The sequence below is a fragment of the Pseudogemmobacter sonorensis genome, assembly GCF_042762395.1.
In the GTDB taxonomy this organism is placed as follows: Bacteria; Pseudomonadota; Alphaproteobacteria; order Rhodobacterales; family Rhodobacteraceae; genus Pseudogemmobacter; species Pseudogemmobacter sonorensis.
Genome location: NZ_JBEFZE010000037.1, coordinates 16,973 through 35,793, shown reverse-complemented (window position 1 = coordinate 35,793; position 18,821 = coordinate 16,973). Strand labels below are relative to the sequence as shown.

General features: G+C 65.2%; 20 protein-coding genes and 1 pseudogene. 12 read left to right on the top strand and 9 right to left on the bottom strand.

Going from position 1 to position 18,821, the window contains the following annotated elements; all coding sequences use genetic code 11:
• Positions 1–302: 302 nt before the first annotated feature.
• The 6 genes from ABNX41_RS18905 to ABNX41_RS18880 form a co-directional block, all read right to left on the bottom strand.
• Positions 303–1,040, bottom strand: coding sequence for a FadR/GntR family transcriptional regulator (locus ABNX41_RS18905; RefSeq protein WP_438671251.1), 738 nt, complete (start codon positions 1,038–1,040; stop codon positions 303–305).
• Positions 1,033–2,094: a four-carbon acid sugar kinase family protein gene (locus ABNX41_RS18900; protein WP_438671250.1), complete on the bottom strand. Its 1,062-nt coding sequence runs from the start codon at positions 2,092–2,094 to the stop codon at positions 1,033–1,035. The genes ABNX41_RS18905 and ABNX41_RS18900 overlap by 8 nt, the downstream gene beginning before the upstream one ends.
• 125 nt (positions 2,095–2,219) lie before the next feature.
• Positions 2,220–3,332: an iron-containing alcohol dehydrogenase gene (locus tag ABNX41_RS18895; protein WP_438671249.1), complete on the bottom strand. Its 1,113-nt coding sequence runs from the start codon at positions 3,330–3,332 to the stop codon at positions 2,220–2,222.
• Complete coding sequence (locus tag ABNX41_RS18890) at positions 3,329–4,240, bottom strand: dihydrodipicolinate synthase family protein (RefSeq protein WP_438671248.1); 912 nt, start codon at positions 4,238–4,240, stop codon at positions 3,329–3,331. Before ABNX41_RS18890 ends, ABNX41_RS18895 begins: the two co-directional genes overlap by 4 nt.
• Complete coding sequence (pdxA, locus tag ABNX41_RS18885; protein ID WP_438671247.1) at positions 4,237–5,187, bottom strand: 4-hydroxythreonine-4-phosphate dehydrogenase PdxA; 951 nt, start codon at positions 5,185–5,187, stop codon at positions 4,237–4,239. The genes ABNX41_RS18890 and pdxA overlap by 4 nt, the downstream gene beginning before the upstream one ends.
• Positions 5,184–6,344 (bottom strand): sialidase family protein, encoded by a 1,161-nt coding sequence (locus ABNX41_RS18880; RefSeq protein ID WP_438671246.1) that lies wholly within the window; start codon positions 6,342–6,344, stop codon positions 5,184–5,186. Before ABNX41_RS18880 ends, pdxA begins: the two co-directional genes overlap by 4 nt.
• 270 nt (positions 6,345–6,614) lie before the next feature.
• Here ABNX41_RS18880 and ABNX41_RS18875 point away from each other — a divergent pair, with 270 nt between their 5' ends.
• The 10 genes and pseudogenes from ABNX41_RS18875 to ABNX41_RS18830 all read left to right on the top strand — a co-directional run bounded on the left by ABNX41_RS18875 (position 6,615) and on the right by ABNX41_RS18830 (position 14,820).
• On the top strand, positions 6,615–7,490 hold the full coding sequence (locus ABNX41_RS18875; protein WP_438671245.1) for a DMT family transporter: 876 nt from the start codon (positions 6,615–6,617) through the stop codon (positions 7,488–7,490).
• A gap of 35 nt (positions 7,491–7,525) precedes the next feature.
• Complete coding sequence (locus ABNX41_RS18870; RefSeq protein WP_438671244.1) at positions 7,526–9,040, top strand: ABC transporter substrate-binding protein; 1,515 nt, start codon at positions 7,526–7,528, stop codon at positions 9,038–9,040.
• 71 nt (positions 9,041–9,111) lie between these two features.
• Complete coding sequence (locus ABNX41_RS18865) at positions 9,112–10,026, top strand: ABC transporter permease (protein ID WP_438671243.1); 915 nt, start codon at positions 9,112–9,114, stop codon at positions 10,024–10,026.
• Between the two features lie 12 nt (positions 10,027–10,038).
• Positions 10,039–10,953 carry an ABC transporter permease gene (locus ABNX41_RS18860; RefSeq protein WP_438671242.1) on the top strand — a complete coding sequence of 305 codons (915 nt, stop codon included), beginning with the start codon at positions 10,039–10,041 and terminating at the stop codon, positions 10,951–10,953.
• Positions 10,946–12,562, top strand: a complete 1,617-nt coding sequence (locus ABNX41_RS18855) for an ABC transporter ATP-binding protein (protein ID WP_438671241.1) — start codon at positions 10,946–10,948, stop codon at positions 12,560–12,562. The genes ABNX41_RS18860 and ABNX41_RS18855 overlap by 8 nt, the downstream gene beginning before the upstream one ends.
• A 125-nt stretch (positions 12,563–12,687) precedes the next feature.
• Positions 12,688–12,930 (top strand): ABC transporter substrate-binding protein, encoded by a 243-nt coding sequence (locus ABNX41_RS18850; protein ID WP_438671240.1) that lies wholly within the window; start codon positions 12,688–12,690, stop codon positions 12,928–12,930.
• A 298-nt stretch (positions 12,931–13,228) separates the two neighbouring features.
• A complete protein-coding gene (locus ABNX41_RS18845) occupies positions 13,229–13,405 on the top strand; it encodes an ABC transporter permease (protein WP_438671239.1) in 177 nt (58 codons plus the stop codon).
• Positions 13,383–13,544 (top strand): annotated as a pseudogene (locus ABNX41_RS18840) (hypothetical protein); the annotation flags it as partial. The gene ABNX41_RS18845 and the pseudogene ABNX41_RS18840, both read left to right, overlap by 23 nt.
• An 88-nt stretch (positions 13,545–13,632) precedes the next feature.
• Entirely contained in the window at positions 13,633–14,316 is a 684-nt protein-coding gene (locus ABNX41_RS18835) for a helix-turn-helix domain-containing protein (RefSeq protein ID WP_438671238.1), read from the top strand.
• 45 nt (positions 14,317–14,361) lie between these two features.
• Positions 14,362–14,820, top strand: coding sequence for a YbhB/YbcL family Raf kinase inhibitor-like protein (locus tag ABNX41_RS18830; protein WP_438671237.1), 459 nt, complete (start codon positions 14,362–14,364; stop codon positions 14,818–14,820).
• Here ABNX41_RS18830 and ABNX41_RS18825 read toward each other — a convergent pair.
• Positions 14,802–15,080, bottom strand: coding sequence for an SH3 domain-containing protein (locus ABNX41_RS18825; RefSeq protein ID WP_438671236.1), 279 nt, complete (start codon positions 15,078–15,080; stop codon positions 14,802–14,804). The genes ABNX41_RS18830 and ABNX41_RS18825 overlap by 19 nt on opposite strands.
• 763 nt (positions 15,081–15,843) lie before the next feature.
• Between ABNX41_RS18825 and ABNX41_RS18820 the strand changes: the two genes are divergently transcribed.
• Positions 15,844–16,041, top strand: coding sequence for a hypothetical protein (locus ABNX41_RS18820; RefSeq protein ID WP_438671235.1), 198 nt, complete (start codon positions 15,844–15,846; stop codon positions 16,039–16,041).
• Positions 16,042–16,124: 83 nt separating this feature from the next.
• Here the strand turns inward: ABNX41_RS18820 and ABNX41_RS18815 are convergent, their stop codons facing one another.
• A complete protein-coding gene (locus tag ABNX41_RS18815; RefSeq protein ID WP_438671234.1) occupies positions 16,125–16,400 on the bottom strand; it encodes a universal stress protein in 276 nt (91 codons plus the stop codon).
• Between the two features lie 426 nt (positions 16,401–16,826).
• Positions 16,827–17,456: a TetR/AcrR family transcriptional regulator gene (locus ABNX41_RS18810; protein ID WP_438671233.1), complete on the bottom strand. Its 630-nt coding sequence runs from the start codon at positions 17,454–17,456 to the stop codon at positions 16,827–16,829.
• Positions 17,457–17,670: 214 nt separating this feature from the next.
• On the opposite strand from ABNX41_RS18810, the gene ABNX41_RS18805 reads away from it, so the two are divergent.
• Positions 17,671–18,798 carry an IS3 family transposase gene (locus tag ABNX41_RS18805; protein WP_438671253.1) on the top strand — a complete coding sequence of 376 codons (1,128 nt, stop codon included), beginning with the start codon at positions 17,671–17,673 and terminating at the stop codon, positions 18,796–18,798.
• The last annotated feature ends 23 nt before the right edge of the window (positions 18,799–18,821 follow it).

The window sequence follows — 18,821 nt, the reverse complement described above, 5'->3', positions numbered from 1 at the left end:
GCCGGTGCGGATCGCCTTCATCCCCGCGGGGGTCCCCACGCGCTCGGGCTTTCGCAGATCCGGCAGGCTGGCGCATCTGGACGTGCATTTCAGCGCGGCGGAACTGGGCGCGCGGCTGCGCGGCACCATCCAGGACCGCAAGGCCGCGGCTGAACCGATGGAAGAGGCCCGGAACCGGCCTGTCGCTTACGGCACGCCGACCGAGTTGGGCGCGACCTGCGCCTTCCGCCGTTCGCAGCATGCGGCGTTCATCGTCGGGCAGGGATGGTGGCGTCTGAACATCACCATCCGAGGAGGGGCGATCAGTCGGCCGCGATGGGGTCCGCGACCAGCGCCCCGTCGGGCCGACGTTTCTCGAACAGGCGTTCGCGTGAGCCGATCAGGTGCCGCGTCATCAACTGGCGGGCCCCCGCCCCGTCGCGGTTGCGGATCGCCTCATGGATGGCGGCATGTTCGTCGAAGACCCGCGCCAGCCCGCTGGCCTCACGCTTGACCGAGGCCCCGTGAAACCGCATGCCCACCGCGATATGGTCCTTCAGGGCCTCCATCGCCGTCGAGAAATAGCTGTTTTCGGCGGCCAGGGCGATGGCCAGATGAAACTGGAAATCGGCATCCTCGCGGTGCGACTGGCGGTTGGTGGCGTCTCGCATCAGCTCCAGCGCGCGGGCGATGTCATCGAGCCGGGCCTGGTCATGGCGTTCGGCGGCGCGGGCGGCGGCCTCGGGTTCCAGCGTGATGCGGAACTCGTAGCAGTTCAGCAGGTCCGAGACATTCTCCAACTGGCCGAAGCCCAAAGGTTGTTTCAGCCCGATCGAACGGACGAAACTGCCCGCGCCGCGCCGCGAATAGATCAGCCCGCGTTCGCGCAGCCGCTTCAGGGCTTCGCGCACGATGGGGCGGGAAACCTCGAACTCGGCGGCCAGGTCATGTTCCGTCGGCAGCCGTTCCTCGGGGCGGTAGGCGCCCGATTTGATCGAGCGTTGCAGCCGCTCATAGACCACATCCGCCAAGCTGCGTCGGCCGTTTCCGCTGTCAGACATCGCTGGGGCCTCGCAAAAGGGCGGCCAGATCGGCAAGCAGGTCGGGCCCGCCGAAACCGCCGGATTTGGTGATGATCGACAGGGCGCCGCGCCGGGCCAGCGGCACGCCGGGGAAGACCTCTCCCACCAGGTTCATATGGCGCAGACCCATGGCCGACAGCACCGCTTCCGCAGTGGCGCCGCCGGTCAGGAAGAGGAGATCGGCCTGCATGGTCAGGCCCGGATGCAGGCTGGCGGTCAGCGCGGCCGCCACCTCTTCGCCGGAAGCAGGCTGGTCTCCGGGCATGGCCTGCACCAGCGTCAGCGCACCCAGGGGGCCGCGCGCGGAACCGGGCAGTCGGCCCAGGGGGGCGCCCCGCCAATCGACCCCGCCCGCGGCGCGCAAGGCCTGCACCTGCGCCAGCGTGATCGGATCGGTCGAGCCGATTGCGGCAAGGGCGGCGCGCGCCACCGGGCGGGCAGGGCGCGCGCCCTGCTGGCCGCTGAGGCGGATCGCCAGCGCCTCGGCCAGCCCTTTGGCGCCCACCAGAAGGGCATCTGCGGGGGCGGCGTCCAGCGCCGCCAGCATATCTTGCGCCGATGCGGTGTCGGGGATGGTGGCAAGCGGCGCGAATGCGCCAAGGGCCCCGGCCACCGGGATCGGCTGATCGACGCCAAAGCCGGTGACATGCCCGTCCTGCACCAGTCGGCCGAAATCAGGAATGGCGGGGGCCACCAGCAAATGCCGGGGAGCGAGGGCCGACAGCTCGGCCTCGACATGGCCCTTCATCCGCGAGTCGATCTTCTTGAAGACCCGGGCCTGCGGGGGCAGAAGCGCGCGGGTGCGGGCCAGCGCGGCGCGTGCCCGATGGGCGGGGATCTCCCGGCTGGCGGTGGTCACGGCCAGCACGGGGGCGCCGCGCCCGAGCGCCTCGGCCAGGGCTTCTGGCAGAGCCTCGGGCGAAAGGGCCACCTCGACGTCGAGACCGCGCCCGGCAAAGGGCGCGGCGGCATCCAGCGCGCCGGTCAGGTCGTCTGCGATGATGCAAAGGCCGGCAGGCGAAAGCGTCGACATGTCAGAAAGATGGAAACCCTGTTGGCTGCAGTATCTGTTGATCTGTTTATGCTTTTGGTCCCGTTCGCAACATGGAATGTCAAATTCCGCGCAATTCGGCCGAGGGCGCCCCGGCCGGATCTGGTTCAGAAGGCCGCGCGATAGATCGCCAGAACCTCATCGACCGACATGTCCCGCGGATTGTTGTCCATCAGGCGGCGGATCGCGTGGGCCTCTGCGGCAAAGCGGGGCAGTTGGTCTTCGGTCGCACCGTGATTGGCAAGCCGCATCTCGACCCCCAACCCTGCGCAGAACGCATGCGCGGCGGCCAGCAGATCCGGCGCCTTGTCAAGACCAAGGGCCGCCGCCACCTTGGCGGTCTTGTCCGGGGCCACGCCCTGGTTGAAGGCCAGCACATGCGGGAAGATGATGGCATTGGCCAGCCCGTGCGGCAGGTGCAAAAGTGTGCCCAGAGGGTAAGCCAGCGCGTGGCCCGCGGCGGTATTGACCGGGCCAAGGCAGATACCGCCGTAGAAGCTGGCCAGCATCATGCCCTCGCGCGCTTCGGTATCGGTGCCATCCTTGACGGCGCGCGCCAGATACCTGCCGACCAGCTCGATCCCCATGAGGGCATAACCGTCGATCACCGGATGCGCGTTCCTGTTGGTGAAGGCCTCGACGCAATGCGCCATGGCGTCGATCCCGGTGGCGGCGGTGACGGCGGGCGGAACCGAGAAGGTCAGCCTGGGGTCCAGCACCGCCAGATCGGCGATCAGCCAGGGACTTTCGACCGCGATCTTGTTGCCCTTGCCCGGGTCGGTGATCAGGGCGCGGATCCCGGCCTCGGACCCGGTTCCGGCAGTGGTGGCGACCTGCGCCAGCGCCGTGCGGCGCCCGGCGACCCTGTTCGGCCCGGCCACGTCGGCCAGCGTCTGATCGCCGTCCCACAGAGCCGCGACCAGCTTGGCCACGTCGAGGACCGACCCGCCTCCCAGGCCCACCACCAGATCGGGGCGGGCGGCACGGGCGGCGGCCATTGCGGCCTCGAAGGTCGCAATGTCGGGCTCGCCCGGGATGCCATCGAACACCGAGACCTTGCCCCTCAGGCCCAGCCGGTCGATGAAACCGGCGGTATGGGGCGAGGCGACGACCAGCACCGTGCCGATATCCCCCGCCCATTCGCCGACCCGCGCCGAAGCATCGGCGCCGATCTCCAGCCGCTTCGGCTGATGTAGCGTGATGACGCGCGACAGGCTCATGCCCGGCCCTCCAGCGCGTCCATCGTGGACCAGACCTTCTCGGCTTCGGACTGCGACAGCGGCGAGAAGGGCGGATGCACGTTCAGCCAGCCCAGATCGCCGCGCCGCTTGGCCAGCATGGTCTTGACGGTGGGCAGTTGGGTGTAGCTGTTCGTCAGGTTGCGCCAGGCCACGATCACATCCTGCGCGGCCTTGACCTCCTCGGCCTTGGCCGGACCATCCCAGTGGTCATAGACCAACCGTAATTCCCGCGCGACAAGGTTGGAGCTGGCGGTGATGCAGCCCGCACCGCCGCCCTGCAGAACCGGCAGCAGCAGGGGATCGGCCCCGGCCAGCACGCCGAATCCGGGGAAGCGGACCGAGATTGCATGCATGTTCTCGATCTTGCCGTCCGAATCCTTGATCCCCACCACCGTGTCGGGGAAGGCCCTGACCAGCATCTCGATCAGCGAATGGCTGATCGGCACGCCGGTCAGCAGCGGGATGTGGTAGAGGACGATCTTCAGCCGGTCGTCATTCACCTTCTCGATGATCGAGGCATAGAAGCGGAAGAGGCTCTCATCGGAAAAAGCGGTGTAGTAGAACGGCGGCAGCATGACCACGCCCTTGACCCCGGCCTGCACCGCATGGCGCGTCATCTCGACCGCATCGGTGACAGAGTTCGAGGAAGTGCCGGGCAGAAGCTGACCGGGCAGGGTGCCGCCCTCGATCGCGGCCTCGACCAGATCCATGCGCTCGCGCACGCCGAAACTGCTGGCCTCGCCGGTGGATCCCAGCATGGCGATACCGTGGCAGCCTTCCTCGATCAGGGCCCTGGTGTGCTTGCCGAAGAGGTCGAGATCCGGCGTGCCGTCGGTCTTCAGCGGGGTGGCGGCGGCGCAATAAACGCCTTCGATTGCGAAACTCATTTGGCTCCTCCGGAAACCAGCTTGCGGGCATAGGCGATGGCCGAGAGCATGTTGCCGTGATTGGCTAGCCCCTTGCCGGCGATGTCGAACGCGGTCCCGTGATCCACCGAGGTGCGGTCGATCGGCAATTCGACCGAGACGTTCACCGCATCGTCGAAGGCCACCAGCTTGATCGGAATATGGCCCTGGTCGTGATACTGCGCGACCACCAGATCGAAGGCGCCGTTATAGGCACGGTGAAAGACGGTATCGGCCGAGATCGGACCCTTGGCGTCGATCCCCTCGGCCTGGGCAAGCTTCACCGCCGGGGCGATCTGGTCGTCATCCTCGGTGCCGAACAGGCCGTTCTCGCCGCAATGGGGGTTGATGCCCGCGACCGCGATGCGCGGCGCGGCGATGCCGATGCGTTTCAGATGCGCGTTGCCGGCGCGGATGGTGGCCAGCACGCGCTCGGTCGTCGAGCGCCGGATCGCCTCTTGCAGCGAGACATGGGTGGAGACGTGGATCACCTTCAGCCGGTCCGAGGCCAGCAGCATATAGGCCGCTTTCGATCCGGTCAGGCTGCGCAGCATGCCGGTGTGGCCGTCATAGTGATGGCCGGCGGCATTCAGCGCCTCCTTGTTGATGGGGGCGGTGACGATGCAGCCGATCTTGTCGGCCTCGGCGTCGCGCACCGCCTTTTCGATGAATTTGAAGGCGGCGTCCCCGGCCACCGGCGACAGCTTGCCCCAGGGCAGGGGGGCGCCCTCGTAATCGATGTTCACCACCCGGCCAGCCAGATCGACATCGGCGCCGACGGCGGCTTTCGCGGCCTCGAGTGTGGCGAGATTGCCGTAGATCAGGGTGCGGGCCCGGTCTTCGGCGGACATTTCGGCCAGGGCCTTGATGCTGATTTCCGGGCCGACCCCGGCGGGGTCGCCCATGGTGATGCCGATGATGTCGCTCATGCTGTGATCTCCGGTAGGCGCGTTTCCCAGCCCGGCGCCAGCCGGACGTGCTTTATGGCGCGACGATGGTAGGTATAGGCCAGATGCAGGGTGCCGTCCGGCGCCTCAATCAGCCAGGGATAGGACATTTCCTTGTTGCGCCCGTCGATTGAATCATTCGAGGTGCAGGTGCCTGGCCCGTCCTCGACCAGCAGGCGGACGGGGAAGGTCTTGCCGCCGTCCGCCGACAGGCAGACGGCCACGGGCGCGCGCGGCACGCTCCAGATCGGCGCGCAGCCGCCCTCGGGATCGGCATCGGGGCGGGTATCGGCGCCGTCCAGCTCATCGTAAAGCGAGGCGCGGCGGTCGGTTGACATGGCGGCATTGACCGGATTGCCGATCATGGCGATGCGGCCATCGCGCAGGCGGATCGTGGCAATCGAGGAATTGTTGTTGGGCACATCGGTGGCCACAGGTGCCGCCCATGTGTGTCCGCCGTCCAGACTGTCCGAGCGATGGACGAAATCCGACTGCCGCCGCCGGTAGAAGGCCGCCATCCGGCCCCGATCCAGCGCGACCGGGCTCATATGCACCGAGCCGGTTGACGCGGGCACATCCTCCAGCACCCAGGTGGCGCCCCGGTCATGCGAAACGCCGACATTCGCGGTGTCGTGGCTGCCGTTCCAGCGCTGGCCGGAGCGCTGCACGCAACGGAAGATCGGCAGGAGCCATGCGCCATCCTCGCGCACCACCAGGGGCGCGCGCACGAAACAGCCTCGCGGCAGGTCGAGGAAGCGGCCCTCGCCTGCGGTCAGGGTCAGGCCGTCGCGACTCAAGGGCGCCATGCGGATCCGGCATTCATCCTGATTGCCCGAGGGCTGCGAGGTATGGAAGAGCCAGAGCCCGCCCCCGGGTGGCGCGAAGATCACCGGGTTCTGTTCGGAATGCAGCGGATCGTGGCTGAGAACCTGCGCGGGGCCCCAGGAGGCGGCGCCGGGCAACAGCACCGAGCCATGGATCGAGATGTCGGACTTGCCTTCCAGCGTGCCGCCGAACCAGGCGCAGATCAGTGCGCCATCCGCCGCAAGCGACAGGAATGCCTCGTGGTTCTGGATCATGGGAGAGGGCAGGAATGCCTCGTCCCGGCCCGGTGCGACCTTCGCAAGACCCCCGGTCATCCGGGCGGCAATCTCCTCCGGCCTCATGCGTTCCTCCCGCTGCAGACACATCCCGAAGATCGGCAGATTTAATAAGTTGTCAAGTTGAATGATGTTGTTTTTCATGGCTTGACTGCAAATGATCAAAATATATATATTATTATCAATATGATAAATGACATTGATGCATCTTGTTGTTCTGAAGCTGATAAGTTTGTTGACAAACTTTGTGGTCCATAACATGGTTCCCCTCATCCGTCGGTCGGGGAGCGCCGCGGAATCGGAGGGGGCATGACCCGGACGGGCAATTCTGCAGGAGGCGCCGCGCTTGCGGTCGGCTTTGCCGCCATGGGCGCGGCATTGTCGGCGGTGGATGCGGCCATCGTGCGCGCCCTGGATGGCGGCGTCCATCCCCTGACCATCACTTTCAGCCGGGCCGTGTTCGGCGCGCTGGCCGTGGCGCCCGTCGCGCTTTTGCGCACCGATCTGATGAAGACCGCCTATCCGCTGCGCCAGCATATCCTGCGCGCCGGGCTGAAGCTGGTGGCGCTGGCCTGTTTCTTCGCCGCCTTCGCGCGGGGCCCGCTGACCGATGTGACGGCCATCGCCTTCACCTCGCCGATCTTCGTGGTGATCGGCGCCGCCCTGATGTTGGGCGAGCGCCTGGGGCCCCTGAAGCTTCTGGCGCTGGCGGTGGGCTTTGTCGGCACGATGCTGGTCGTCAGCCCGGCCGGGGCGGGGGTCACCCTGGCCATGGGGTTCGCGCTGACCGGCGCGGTGGTGCAGGCCGTGATCCAGTTAATGCTGAAAAGCATGTCCTCGGGCGACAGGACGATCACGCTGGTCCTGTGGAACCTGTTCCTGACCGTGCCGATGGCGCTGGTCCTGGCGCTGCCGTTTCTGAGCTGGCCCTCGGGTTGGCAGATGGGGCTGCTGGCGGTGCAGGGCGTGCTGGGCGCGCTTTGCATGGGGCTGATGACCCATGCCTTCAGCCTGGCCGATGCCTCGATCGTCGCGCCTGTGGATTTCCTGCGGCTGCCGCTGGTGGCCGCGCTGGGCTGGCTGCTGTTCGGAGAGATCGCCAATCCGGCCACCTGGGTGGGGGGCGCGCTGATCTGTGCCGCCGCCCTGATCGCTTCGCGGGCCTCTCGGCGCGCAAGAGACTGAACCAACCGCTTCACACTCGCCAAGGGAGGAGAGACATGCTGAAGACTTCAACGATCATCGGGGGGATCTGGGGGGCACTTGCCGCCTCGGCCCTGCTGACCCCGGCAATGGCCCAGGATACCGGCGTCAGGATCGTCCTCAACGAAGAGGTCGACCTGCTGGAACCCTGCATGTCCACCCGCTCGAACATCGGGCGCGTGATCATCGGCAATATCAATGAATCCCTGGTCAAGCTGGATGTGCGCGGCGGCTCGGGCCTGCAGCCGCAACTGGCCGAGAGCTGGGAGCAGACCGCTGACGGCGCCTGGCGGTTCAAGCTGCGCCCGGGCGTGACCTTCTCGGACGGCACGACCTTTGACGCCAAGGATGTGAAACATTCGTTCGACCGGGCGATGAACCCGGCCATCACCTGCGAGACGCCGCGCTATTTCGGCGGCATGACGCTGACCGCCGAGGTGATCGACGATCTGACGATCGAGTTCAAGGCTGATCCGGTGCAGCCGATCCTGCCACTGCTGCTGACGCTGGTTTCCATCGTGCCCGAGGAAACCCCCGTCGAGTTCATCCGCAACCCCATCGGCACCGGCCCCTACGCGCTGACCGACTGGACGCCGGGCCAGCAGATCGTGCTGACCGAGCGCGCCGATTACTGGGGCGAAAAGCCGGTCGTCACCCAGGCGACCTATCTCTTCCGTCCCGATCCCGCCGTGCGCGCCGCCATGGTCGCCACCGGCGAGGCGGATATCGCCCCCTCGATCGCCGCGCTGGACGCTACCAACCCGGCCACCGACTTCTCGTATCTCGACAGCGAGACGGTCTATGCCCGCCTTGACCACTCGGTCGCGCCGCTGGACGACATCCGCGTGCGCAAGGCGCTGAACCTGGCGGTGGAGCGTTCGGCCTTCATCGGCACGCTGCTGCCCGAGGGCGCCCTGCTGGCCACGGCCGTCTATCCGCCGCCCACCCTGGGCTGGGATGAGAATGTCGAGGTCTGGGACTTCGACCCCGACGAAGCGAGGAGGCTTCTGGATGAGGCCCGGGCCGATGGGGTCGCCGTCGACACCCCGATCAGCCTGATCGGCCGCACCGCCAACTTCCCGAACAATGTCGAGATCCTGGAAGCCATCCAGCAGATGCTGCAGGAGGTGGGCTTCACCGTCGCGGTGCAGTTCTACGAAGTGGCCGAGTTCGAGCAGCTTTACTCGAAGCCCTATCCCGAAGGCCGGGGCCCGATGATGGTTGTCGCCATGCATGACAATTCGCGCGGCGACCCCTCGTTCTCGATGTATTTCAAATACGCCTCGGATGGCCGCCAGTCGGGCATTGCTGACCCCAAGGTCGATGACCTGATCACCCGCGCCCAGGCGGCGACCGGAGACGAGCGTGTCGCCCTGTGGAAAGAGCTTCAGGCCTATCTGCACAATGATGTGGTGGCCGATCTTCTGCTGTTCCACATGGTCGGCTTCAGCCGCGTCAGCGAGCGTCTTGACTGGACCCCGACCATGGCGACCAATTCGCAACTGCCGCTCTCGGACATCCAGTTCAAATAAGCAGCCGGTCTGATCCCTTCGGGTGCGCGGGACTGTCCCGCGCGCCCGCCGCCCCCTTCCCGGAGCGCCCAATGTGGACTTTCATCCGTCAAAGGTCGATTGCCAGCCTGATTTCGCTGGTTGGCCTGGTCGTCGCGGTCTTCTTCCTGTCCCGTCTGACGGGCGACCCGGCTGCCCTGTATCTGCCGTCCGAGGCATCCGAGGAAATGCGCCAGCAATTCCGAGAGGTTCACGGGCTGAATGATCCCGTGCTGGTACAGTTCGGGCGCTATGTCTGGGATCTTCTGCATCTGGATTTCGGCGATTCGATCCGCAAGGCCCGACCCGCCTTCGACGTGGTGGCCGAGGCCTTTGTCTGGACGCTGCAACTGGCCCTGATCACCATGGTGCTGGTCACGGTGGCGGCCATCGTCGTCGGCTCGCTGGCGGCGTTCCGCGCGGGCGGGTTCTTTGACCGGGTGGCCTCGCTGACCTCGCTGATCGGGGCCTCGGCGCCGGATTTCTGGGTGGCCATCGTGGCCATCGTGGTCTTTTCGGTAGGCCTTGGCTGGCTGCCGACCTCGGGCACGGGCACGGTCTGGCATTGGGTGATGCCGGTCGCCGTGCTGTTCATCCGCCCCTTTGGCCTGATCGTGCAGGTGGTGCGCGGATCCATGCTGACCGCGCTGTCTTCGGCCTATGTGAAGACCGCCCGCGCCAAGGGTGTCAAGTCGCGCCCGATCATCTTCGTCCATGCGCTGCGCAACGCCATGCTGCCGGTCATCACCGTCATCGGCGACCAGGCGGCGGCCCTGCTGAACGGCGCCGTGGTGATCGAGTTCATCTTTGGCTTTCCCGGTGTCGGCAAGCTGATGATCGACGCCATCCTGCAACGCGATTTCAACGTGGTTCTGGCGGCGATCATGATCACCGCTCTCGCCATCTTCATCATGAACCTGCTGATCGACCTGGCCTATGCCGCGCTTGATCCGCGGATCCGGCATTAGGGGGCGCGGACAATGGCCCATATCGACACAATGCCCGACGAGCCGGGTTTCCTGCGCCGCATGGGGCGGATGCTTCTTGCCGACAAATTCGCCCTTGTGGCGGTGATCTTCCTGACCGTGGTTATCGTGCTGGCGCTGATCGGCCCCGCCTGGCTGAACGATCTGGCGCAAAAGCAGAACCTGCGCGGCCGCAACGCCCCGCCGTTCGAGTGGGAGCGCGGATGGGTCTGGGCGCTGGGCTCCGATGCGCTTGGCAGGCCCCTTCTGGCGCGCATCATCGTCGCCACCCAGAACACCATGGCGGTGGCGGCGGGGGCTGTGGTCTTCTCGGCCATGATCGGCACCACTCTTGGCCTGTTCGCGGGCTATGCGGGCAAGCGCACCGGGCAGGTCATCATGCGGCTGGCCGATGTGATCATGTCCTTCCCGTCGCTCTTGCTGGCGGTGATCGTGCTCTACATCCTGGGCCCTTCGATCCTGAATCTGGTCATCGTGCTGGCGATCACCCGGATCCCGGTTTACCTGCGCACCACGCGCGCCGAGGTGCTCGAGATTCGTGAACGCATGTTCGTTCAGGCCGCGCAGGTGATGGGCGCCAGCCCCCGGCGGATCATGTTCCGCCATATCCTGCCGGTGGTGCTGCCTACGCTGATGACCATCGCCACGCTGGATTTCGCCTTCGTAATGCTGGCCGAAAGCAGTCTGTCCTTCCTGGGCATCGGCATCCAGCCGCCCGAGATCACCTGGGGCCTGATGATTTCGCAGGGGCGGCAATATCTGACCACGGCCTGGTGGCTGTCGTTCTGGCCGGGCCTGGCCATCATCCTGACCACGCTGTCCTTGACGCTGGTGTCGGGCTGGATGCGGATCGCGCTGGATCCGGTGCAGCGCTGGCGTCTGGAAATGAGGGGGCGCAAGAATGGCTGATCCGTTGCTTGAGGTGAAGAACCTCTCGGTCGAGTTCCACACCGCCGCCGGCACCGTTCATGCCGTGCGCGATGTCAGCTTCAGCCTGAACCGGGGAGAGACCCTGGCCATTCTGGGTGAAAGCGGCTCGGGGAAATCGGTCTCGTCCTCGGCGATCATGGATCTGATCGATATGCCGCCGGGTCGGATCACCTCCGGGCAGATCCTGTTCGAAGGGCGCGACCTGCTGAGCCTGACCAAGGCGCAGCGGCGCGAGGTCAACGGCAAACGCATCGCCATGATCTTCCAAGATCCGCTGTCGCATCTGAACCCGGTCTATACCGTGGGCTGGCAGATCGAAGAGACCATGACTGCCCATGGCACCCCGAAACCCGAGGCCCGCGCCGAGGCGCTGCGTCTCTTGTCGCGGGTGGGCATCCCCGAGCCCGAGGCGGCGCTGAGGAAGTACCCGCACCAGTTTTCCGGCGGGCAGCGCCAGCGGCTGATGATCGCCATGGCGCTGGCGCTGCGCCCGGTGCTGCTGATCGCCGATGAACCCACTACCGCGCTGGACGTGACGGTCCAGGCCGAGGTTCTGGCCCTGCTGGAAGAGTTGCAGCAGGAAACCGGCATGGGCATCCTGATCATCACCCATGATCTCGGCGTCGTGGCCGAGATCGCCGACCGGGTGGTGGTCATGAATGCGGGTGAGATCGTCGAGACCGGCGGGACCCTGCAGGTCTATCGCAACCCCGCCCATCCCTATACGAAGAAGCTGATCGGCGCCGCGCCCGGCAAGGGCGAGATGCATGACCCCCTGCCCGCCGCGACGCCCGTCCTGTCAGTGCGCGGCGCGCGCAAGGTCTATGGCGAGTTCACCGCCGTGCATGAGGTCTCGTTCGATCTGATGCCGGGGGAGACGCTCGCCATCGTCGGGGAATCCGGCTCGGGCAAGTCGACCGTGGCCAAGATGCTTCTGCGGCTGGAAGAACCCTCCGGCGGGCAGGCGCTGTGGAAGGGCCGCGACCTCTTTGCCATGTCTGCCGCAGATCTTTTTGCCCTGCGCCGCGATTTGCAGATGGTGTTTCAGGATCCGACGCAATCCCTGAACCCGCGCATGACGGTCTGGCAACTGATCACCGAGGCCTGGATCATCCATCCCGGCATCCTGCCGCGCGACAGGTGGAAGGCCCGCGTGGCTGAGCTGCTGACCCAGGTCGGGCTGAAACCCCAGATGGCCAGCCGCTATCCGCACCAGTTTTCCGGCGGGCAGCGCCAGCGGATCGCCATCGCGCGCGCCCTGGCGCTGGAGCCGGAGTTGATCATCTGCGACGAGGCGGTTTCGGCGCTGGACGTGTCGGTCCAGGCGCAGGTGATCGCGCTGCTGGACGATCTGCGCAAACGGCTGGGGATCAGCTTCGTCTTCATCGCCCATGATCTGCCGGTGGTGCGCGATTTCGCCGATCATGTGATGGTGATGCAGAAGGGTCGCGTCGTCGAGATGGGCACCGTGCGCCAGATCTTCGACAGCCCCCGCCAGCCTTATACCCGGGCGCTCCTGGCCGCCGGTCTCGACCCCGACCCCGAGGTGCAGCACCAGCGCCGCGAGGCCAGGTCGCTATCTGCTTGATCCCACGGTTTGTCGGTGCGCCTTCCTTGGAGTGGAAGGCTGCCGGGACGAATTCGTCCCGGCAGCGCCACGATCAAGCCAGCGCGGCGCCACCGGCCCGAGCCCGCTGGCGAGGGCATGCGTGATTGAGCCTGGCGGTATTCGAACAAGGTGTAAGTGGTGGCTACGGCTTTGCCGTCAAGGGGATCACCGATCCGGCAGATCTCAGGGGCAAGAAGATCACCACGCCCTTCGTCTCGACCGCGTATTACTCGCTGTTGGCCAGGCTGAAGCACTGGGGCATTCCGGCCTCGGAAGTGAACCTGCTGAACCTGCGTCGGCAAGAGATCGCCGCGGCCTGGGAAACCCGGCTTTATCGCTGCGCGTGAGCGCCCGATCGACGCAATCTATCATCGAGAGGCCGCATCACCCATGAGACCATTGAGGGCCGCAATCCGCCCGCCGTTCCGCCCGCCGCCCGGCGCGCAATAGCGGGCTGATCTTCGGCGACCGGCGTGGTGACGGTTCTGGCTCTGGTCGCTCCTTGGTGGGTCGCCTCCACCCGGGAGGACCTCTGCGATTTTCCTGCCGTCGCCCGGCTGGGGCTGGGCCGCCCTCGTCTGCGCCGCGACCAACGGCTACGCCGGTGCCAGCCTGTGGGACCACATCGGCGCCAGCATTGGCCGGGTGCTTTCCGCGCTGTTTTTCACGATGCTGGCCGGAATCCCGGCCGCAGTGCTGATCGTCACGCCGCGCATCGGTCGCGGCATTCTCGACCCGGTGATCGAATTTATCCGCCCGCCGCCGCCGCGCGCCTATCTGCCTTTGATCGTGATCTGGTATGGGATCGGCGAGGTGTCCTAGGTTCTGGTCATCGGCATCGCCGCTTGCCCCGATCGTGATCTCGACCGTTGCCGGGGTGCGCGCCGCCAACGAAAGCCAGATCCGCGCGGCGCGGACATTCGGCGCAACACGCCTTCAGTTGCTGACAGAGATCATGCGTCCCGCTGCGGCTCTGTCGATTCTGACCGGCATTCGTATAGCACTCGGGACGGGCTGGTCCGCCGTCCCCGATCCGCCGCCATCGCCTGTTGGAACCGCTGATCTGGCTGCGCCACCACGGCATCGACCTGGCCCCGCCGCAGGACAGCCAGCCGGTCAGCCGGCTGCGGCGGCTTCTGGAAGCCGATCTCAGCCACCCGTGGCGCATATCAGAGGTCGCGCAGCATTTCGTCATGAGCAAAGCGACATTGCGCCGCTGCCTGGCCGGTTCCGGCCAGGGTTTCGCGAAGATCCTACACAATGCGCGTCTCGAACGCGGGCTGGGCCTGCTTCAGACGTCCGATCCGCCCATCTCCCGCATCGCGCTGGACTGCGGCTTCGGAACGCCGTCGCATTTCAGCGATTCATTAGAAAACGCTTCGGAATACCGCCGAAATCGATCCGATCGCCCGGTGAATGAGCGATTTTCGACAGTCTTTGACCGTTCGCCGAAAGCATGCCCCGCCGGGCGGGTGTATTCCCGGGACTTCCCCGAAGAAGGAAAGGACCGGGATAAGCATTTCATCACTGCTCTTGTCTGCGCCGGAGCCGCGCTGCCGGCGATACCGGCCTCTGCGCAGGATTTCGCACTTACCAGCACGTCGATTGCCGAAGGCGTTCAGCTTTCCGGTAATCAGCTGTCCGCGGGCTTCGGCTGCGAAGGTGGCAACACCTCCCCGCTTGCATGGTCGGGCGCACCCGAAGGTACGAAGAGCTTCGCGGTCACGGCCTAAGACTCGGACGCCCCAACGGGCGCGGGCTGGTGACACTGAGCTGTCGTGAACATTTCCGCGACCGTCACCGAGCTTCCGTCGGGCGCCAGCGGTTCTCTGGGGGGTGGCGCGATCGAACTGGCAAACGACCATGGTGTGGCGGGCTTTGGCGGCGCCTGCCCGCCGCCGGGCGAGGTGCATCGCTACATCTTCCCCGTCCATGCCCTGGCCGTCGAGGCGCTGGACCTGCCCGCAGAGGCGAGCAACGCCCTGGCGGGCGCCAATGCGATCGGCCGGGCCCGGATCAAGGCGGTCCATACACGCTGCCGAACAGGCTGCGGCGCGCCTCCGGGGGCGCCGCAGCCTGTTCGGCAATGGCCGCTTCCGCCCTGCACCGCGACATCATCGGCCGCCCCTTCGCTGCATCGCGTCCAAGCGACAGCTTTCGGGAATGCGGCCTCGCAGCGAAAACTGCGCCTGCCCGTCCGCTTCGCACCGATCCGCTGTCAGCGGTGCGCGAGATAGTCCGCCGATACGTAACCCGAGATACCAAGCCTGTCGGTGAGCGAGACTTTGCACCAGACCTTGCCGTTATTCGTGACGCAGTTCTGGCGGGTGAGGCGCGTTCCGTCGGGCAGGCCGATGATGATGTCGTGGTCGAGGCCGGGACCTTCGCGAAGCTTCAGAAGGTCGTCCGGCCCGACGCCCTTGACCACTGCACCGGAACCGACCGCGCATCCGGTGGCGATCATGAGAGCGAGAAGAGCGGCATAATGAGTTCGCATTGTCTGACCTGAATCGTTTCGCCGTCACTAAGACACTATCACGCCAAATGACAGCAGGCAGGTGCCGGAAACGGATGGAAGGTTGCACAAGGGCGGCCATCGAAGGCCCGTTCCGCCCCGCAGAGTGGCCATTCTGGCCAGGATTCCGCCGCGGTGCCCGTCACGGCAGTTTCGGGGAATGCGTTCACCCAGCATGGGAGTGCGACGGGCGGCTCTGGGCCGAGCCTTTCCAACTCGGGGAGCGGAAGGGCATGACCAACGGCGCCCACCGCTCTCTGCCCACGACATGTTGTTCGGAGCCCATAATCCGCTTCGACCGCGCCGCAGCATGGCCGAGTTGCTTGCAGTCGCAGCAGAAGTCCCGGCCAAAGCACTCACTCGACCACCTTCGGGCGGGCGCCCGCTTCGCATTCTCAATCTGGCCATAGCTTGTGTCCTGCCTGCCTCCGAGAAGCGGGGATTGACTGAGGGTTCATGTCCGGGGCCGTCTTCGCTCATCGGTCTTTCGGGATCGCTAGGCGCAAGCTCCCCGCCCGAGTCACGGTCGCTTTCACCTGCCGCACCGGCGGCCTGGGCCGTTTCCTGAGAAAATCGCTTGGACAAGAACTCCCGAGAAAACAAGTCAACTATTTGAATATTAAAGATTTATTTTCATATGACCCTTGAATGTCTCCACCGAAGTTTTTATAATGATTCCAAGAAAGCCAGCCAGCAGACCTGCCAGCCCGCTATCGATATTTCTGTTATTCGAAAGGAGCCAGCCATGGCCCGTGCCGCCTGCAACGCCTGCGCGTTCTACGAAGATCATGTCGCCAATTCCGCCAGCCAGCTTTCCGACGCTGGCCTTTGCCGTGCCAATCCGCCGGTGACCCAGAAGGACGCCGAGACCCGTGGTTTCTGGCCGGTGGTCCAGAAGACCGACTGGTGCGGCAAGTTCGCGACCGTTTTCGCCGCCGAGTGATCTGACCGGGCCATCCGGCCCGCCCGAGCGGACAGGGGCAGCCCGGGGGCTGCCCTTTTCCTTTTATACTGCCTCGGCGCTTCTCAGCGCAGGGCCAGCACCGGCACCGGGCTGTGGGCTAGCACTTCGGCGGTCTGGCTGCCGAGTAACAGGCGACCGAGCCCGAAGCGCCCATGCGATGACATGCAAATCAGGTTGCAGTCCCGGGCCTTTGCCGCCCCGACGATGGCTTTTGCCGGATACCTGTTCGGAACATGCAGGACTTCGGCCCGCACGCCGATCTTGTCCGGGGCTTCCTTGGCTGTTTTCGGGCTGCCATCCGCCAGTTCCTTCTGGCTTTCCTCAAAGCTTCCGTTCAACTGAATGGGCGCGACCCATGGCTGACGATTCTGGATGAGGTCTGGATTGGCACGCTGGGGAGGGGGGATTGGAGCGGCTTTCTGCCCCTTCGCACCCGGAGGGCAGGGGTTATCCCCAGATGGGCGATGTCCATCTGCTCGGCGTGCCCGAGGCCTATATTCAGGTTGACCGATTGGTCCGGCCCTTCCGCAATGGCGGCTATTCGGCGGCCAGCCCGACGGGAAACCTCAAGGTTCCCACCCCGCCTGATGGCAATGAGGCAACGCTGGCCTGGGTGTCACGGTTCGAGCGGCTGGATCCCGCCGGGGGCCGCCCTGATGCCGGGGCAGTGCCCCATGTGATGTCTCTTGGCCGCTTCGCCTCAATGGCCGAGCGTCGCCGGTGGTTTGCCAGCCATATCCTTCGTGCCGCTTCGTGGCGCGGGGTTAGTCCAGCAACGGCAACTGAATCCGCAGCCCGGGCATGAACGCCCGGACCGTTCGAGAGACGGTGTTGCCGATGTCCTCTGGAATATCAGTCGCATAGACATACTTGCGGATCGCCAGATAGAACACCGCGCCATGTAGCCCCCAGAACAGCTCCTCCTCCGCCTCGGAGGGCAGCCGCGGCACGAGGCCCAGGTCGTGGCGCATCTCGGCCACCGCAGGGCGGATGATGCGGCTGCGGATGATCGCAAGATAGCGCTCGGGAAGGCCGTAGGACTTCAAGCCGGAAGAGATGAAGATCCGCACCCATTCGTATTCGAACACGCAATCGGCATATTCGCGGTAGAAACGGATCAGCCGCTCTTCGAGCGTCAGGCTCCGGTCGGCGATCAGCTCTTCCCAACTGCTGCGCCAGCGGCGGGTGTAGACATGTTCGTAGACCCGCTCGATCAGCGCTTCCTTGTTGTCGAAATGCCGGTAGATCACCGCATGCGATACGCCCAGCCGCTTGGCCAGTTCGCGGGTCTGCCCCTCGAAACCGCATTCGGCGAAAAAGCGCACCGCCTCTTCCAGGATCTGCCTGCCGCGGTCCTCCCAGCGCATGTTCTTGCGCCGGGGCGGGGAAGACATCTGCTCGTTCACATCGCACCTCAAATCACTCAGGCGCAGAATATCGGCACAACAAGAAGTAACCAAGCGGTCATTTTTATGGCTTGCGCGGAATCGTCGCAGATCCCAACTTGTAACCAAGCGGTCACAAGTTGGGAGAGGAGCCCGGATTCCCCCCCTCTGAAGTGGTCCGGCCACATGGATATGCTTATCCCGTTTTCAGGAGGACCAGATGATGGCTGGCAAGCGAGAGAAGTCCGAAGATATCGTGCTGAAGCCGCGGCAAGTTGAAGTGCCGCAGGGACAGGGCAAGTCGGTTTCTGATGCTGTGCGTCAGATCGGCGTGACGGTGCGGACCCACTATCGATGGCGCAAGGAATACGGCGGCATGAACCGCGATCATCTCAAGCGGCTGAAGGAGCTTGAAACGGAGAACCAGCGGCTCAGGCGTGCCGTTTCGGATCTGACCCTGGACAAGATGATTTTGACGGAAGCTGCCCCGGGGAAACTTCTGAGCCCTTCTCGCCGCCGCCAGTGCATCGACCATGTGCGGCAGACCCTGCGGATTTCCGAGCGTCGGGCCTGTCGCACGCTGGGCCAGCATCGATCCACGCAACGCAAAGTACCCCGCGGCCTGGCCGACGAAGAGCGGCTGACCGAGGGCATCATCGAGCTGGCGCGGGAGTTCGGGCGCTATGGCTACCGCATGATCACTGGCATGCTCAACAACAGCGGCTGGCATGTGAACCATAAGCGGGTCGAACGGATCTGGCGACGCGAAGGGCTGAAAGTGCCGCACAAGCAAGCAAAGAAGGGGCGGCTTTGGCTGAACGATGGCTCGTGCGTGCGACTGAGGCCGGAGCGCCCCAATCACGTCTGGTCCTATGATTTCGTCCAAGACCGGACGCAGGATGGGCGGATTTTCCGCACGCTCAACATCATCGACGAGTTCACAAAGGAGGCGCTGGTGATCCGCGTCAAACGCAAGCTCAACTCGACCGACGTTGTCGACGCCCTGACCGATCTGTTCATCCTGCGCGGCCCGCCCGAGTTCATAAGGTCCGACAATGGCGCCGAATTCATTGCCAAAAAGGTGCAGGCATGGATCGAGGCGGTGGGTGCCAAAACCGCATTCATTGCGCCAGGATCACCGTGGGAGAACGGCTACTGCGAGAGTTTCAACGCCCGGTTCCGGGACGAAATGCTCAACGGCGAAGTCTTCCACACCCTGCGCGAGGCACAGATCCTGATCGAAAGGTGGCGACGGCACTACAATACCGTCAGGCCGCACAGCGCTCTGAATTACAGGCCACCAGCCCCAGAGACCTTCGTGAAAATGGACCAGAGACCGACAATGCTCTAACATTCAAACCCGAACAATCAGTG

Excerpts from the sequence above, each read along its gene's own strand:
- ABNX41_RS18905 (WP_438671251.1), bottom strand. The coding sequence starts at position 1,040 with ATGTCTGACAGCGGAAACGGCCGACGCAGCTTGGCGGATGTGGTCTAT.
- ABNX41_RS18860 (WP_438671242.1), top strand. The coding sequence starts at position 10,039 with ATGGCCCATATCGACACAATGCCCGACGAGCCGGGTTTCCTGCGCCGC.
- ABNX41_RS18890 (WP_438671248.1), bottom strand. The coding sequence starts at position 4,240 with ATGAGTTTCGCAATCGAAGGCGTTTATTGCGCCGCCGCCACCCCGCTG.
- ABNX41_RS18900 (WP_438671250.1), bottom strand. The coding sequence starts at position 2,094 with ATGTCGACGCTTTCGCCTGCCGGCCTTTGCATCATCGCAGACGACCTG.
- ABNX41_RS18820 (WP_438671235.1), top strand. The coding sequence starts at position 15,844 with ATGGCCCGTGCCGCCTGCAACGCCTGCGCGTTCTACGAAGATCATGTC.
- ABNX41_RS18880 (WP_438671246.1), bottom strand. The coding sequence starts at position 6,344 with ATGACCGGGGGTCTTGCGAAGGTCGCACCGGGCCGGGACGAGGCATTC.
- ABNX41_RS18810 (WP_438671233.1), bottom strand. The coding sequence starts at position 17,456 with ATGTCTTCCCCGCCCCGGCGCAAGAACATGCGCTGGGAGGACCGCGGC.
- ABNX41_RS18895 (WP_438671249.1), bottom strand. The coding sequence starts at position 3,332 with ATGAGCCTGTCGCGCGTCATCACGCTACATCAGCCGAAGCGGCTGGAG.
- ABNX41_RS18875 (WP_438671245.1), top strand. The coding sequence starts at position 6,615 with ATGACCCGGACGGGCAATTCTGCAGGAGGCGCCGCGCTTGCGGTCGGC.
- ABNX41_RS18805 (WP_438671253.1), top strand. The coding sequence starts at position 17,671 with ATGGCTGGCAAGCGAGAGAAGTCCGAAGATATCGTGCTGAAGCCGCGG.
- ABNX41_RS18855 (WP_438671241.1), top strand. The coding sequence starts at position 10,946 with ATGGCTGATCCGTTGCTTGAGGTGAAGAACCTCTCGGTCGAGTTCCAC.
- ABNX41_RS18870 (WP_438671244.1), top strand. The coding sequence starts at position 7,526 with ATGCTGAAGACTTCAACGATCATCGGGGGGATCTGGGGGGCACTTGCC.
- ABNX41_RS18825 (WP_438671236.1), bottom strand. The coding sequence starts at position 15,080 with ATGCGAACTCATTATGCCGCTCTTCTCGCTCTCATGATCGCCACCGGA.
- pdxA (WP_438671247.1), bottom strand. The coding sequence starts at position 5,187 with ATGAGCGACATCATCGGCATCACCATGGGCGACCCCGCCGGGGTCGGC.
- ABNX41_RS18865 (WP_438671243.1), top strand. The coding sequence starts at position 9,112 with ATGTGGACTTTCATCCGTCAAAGGTCGATTGCCAGCCTGATTTCGCTG.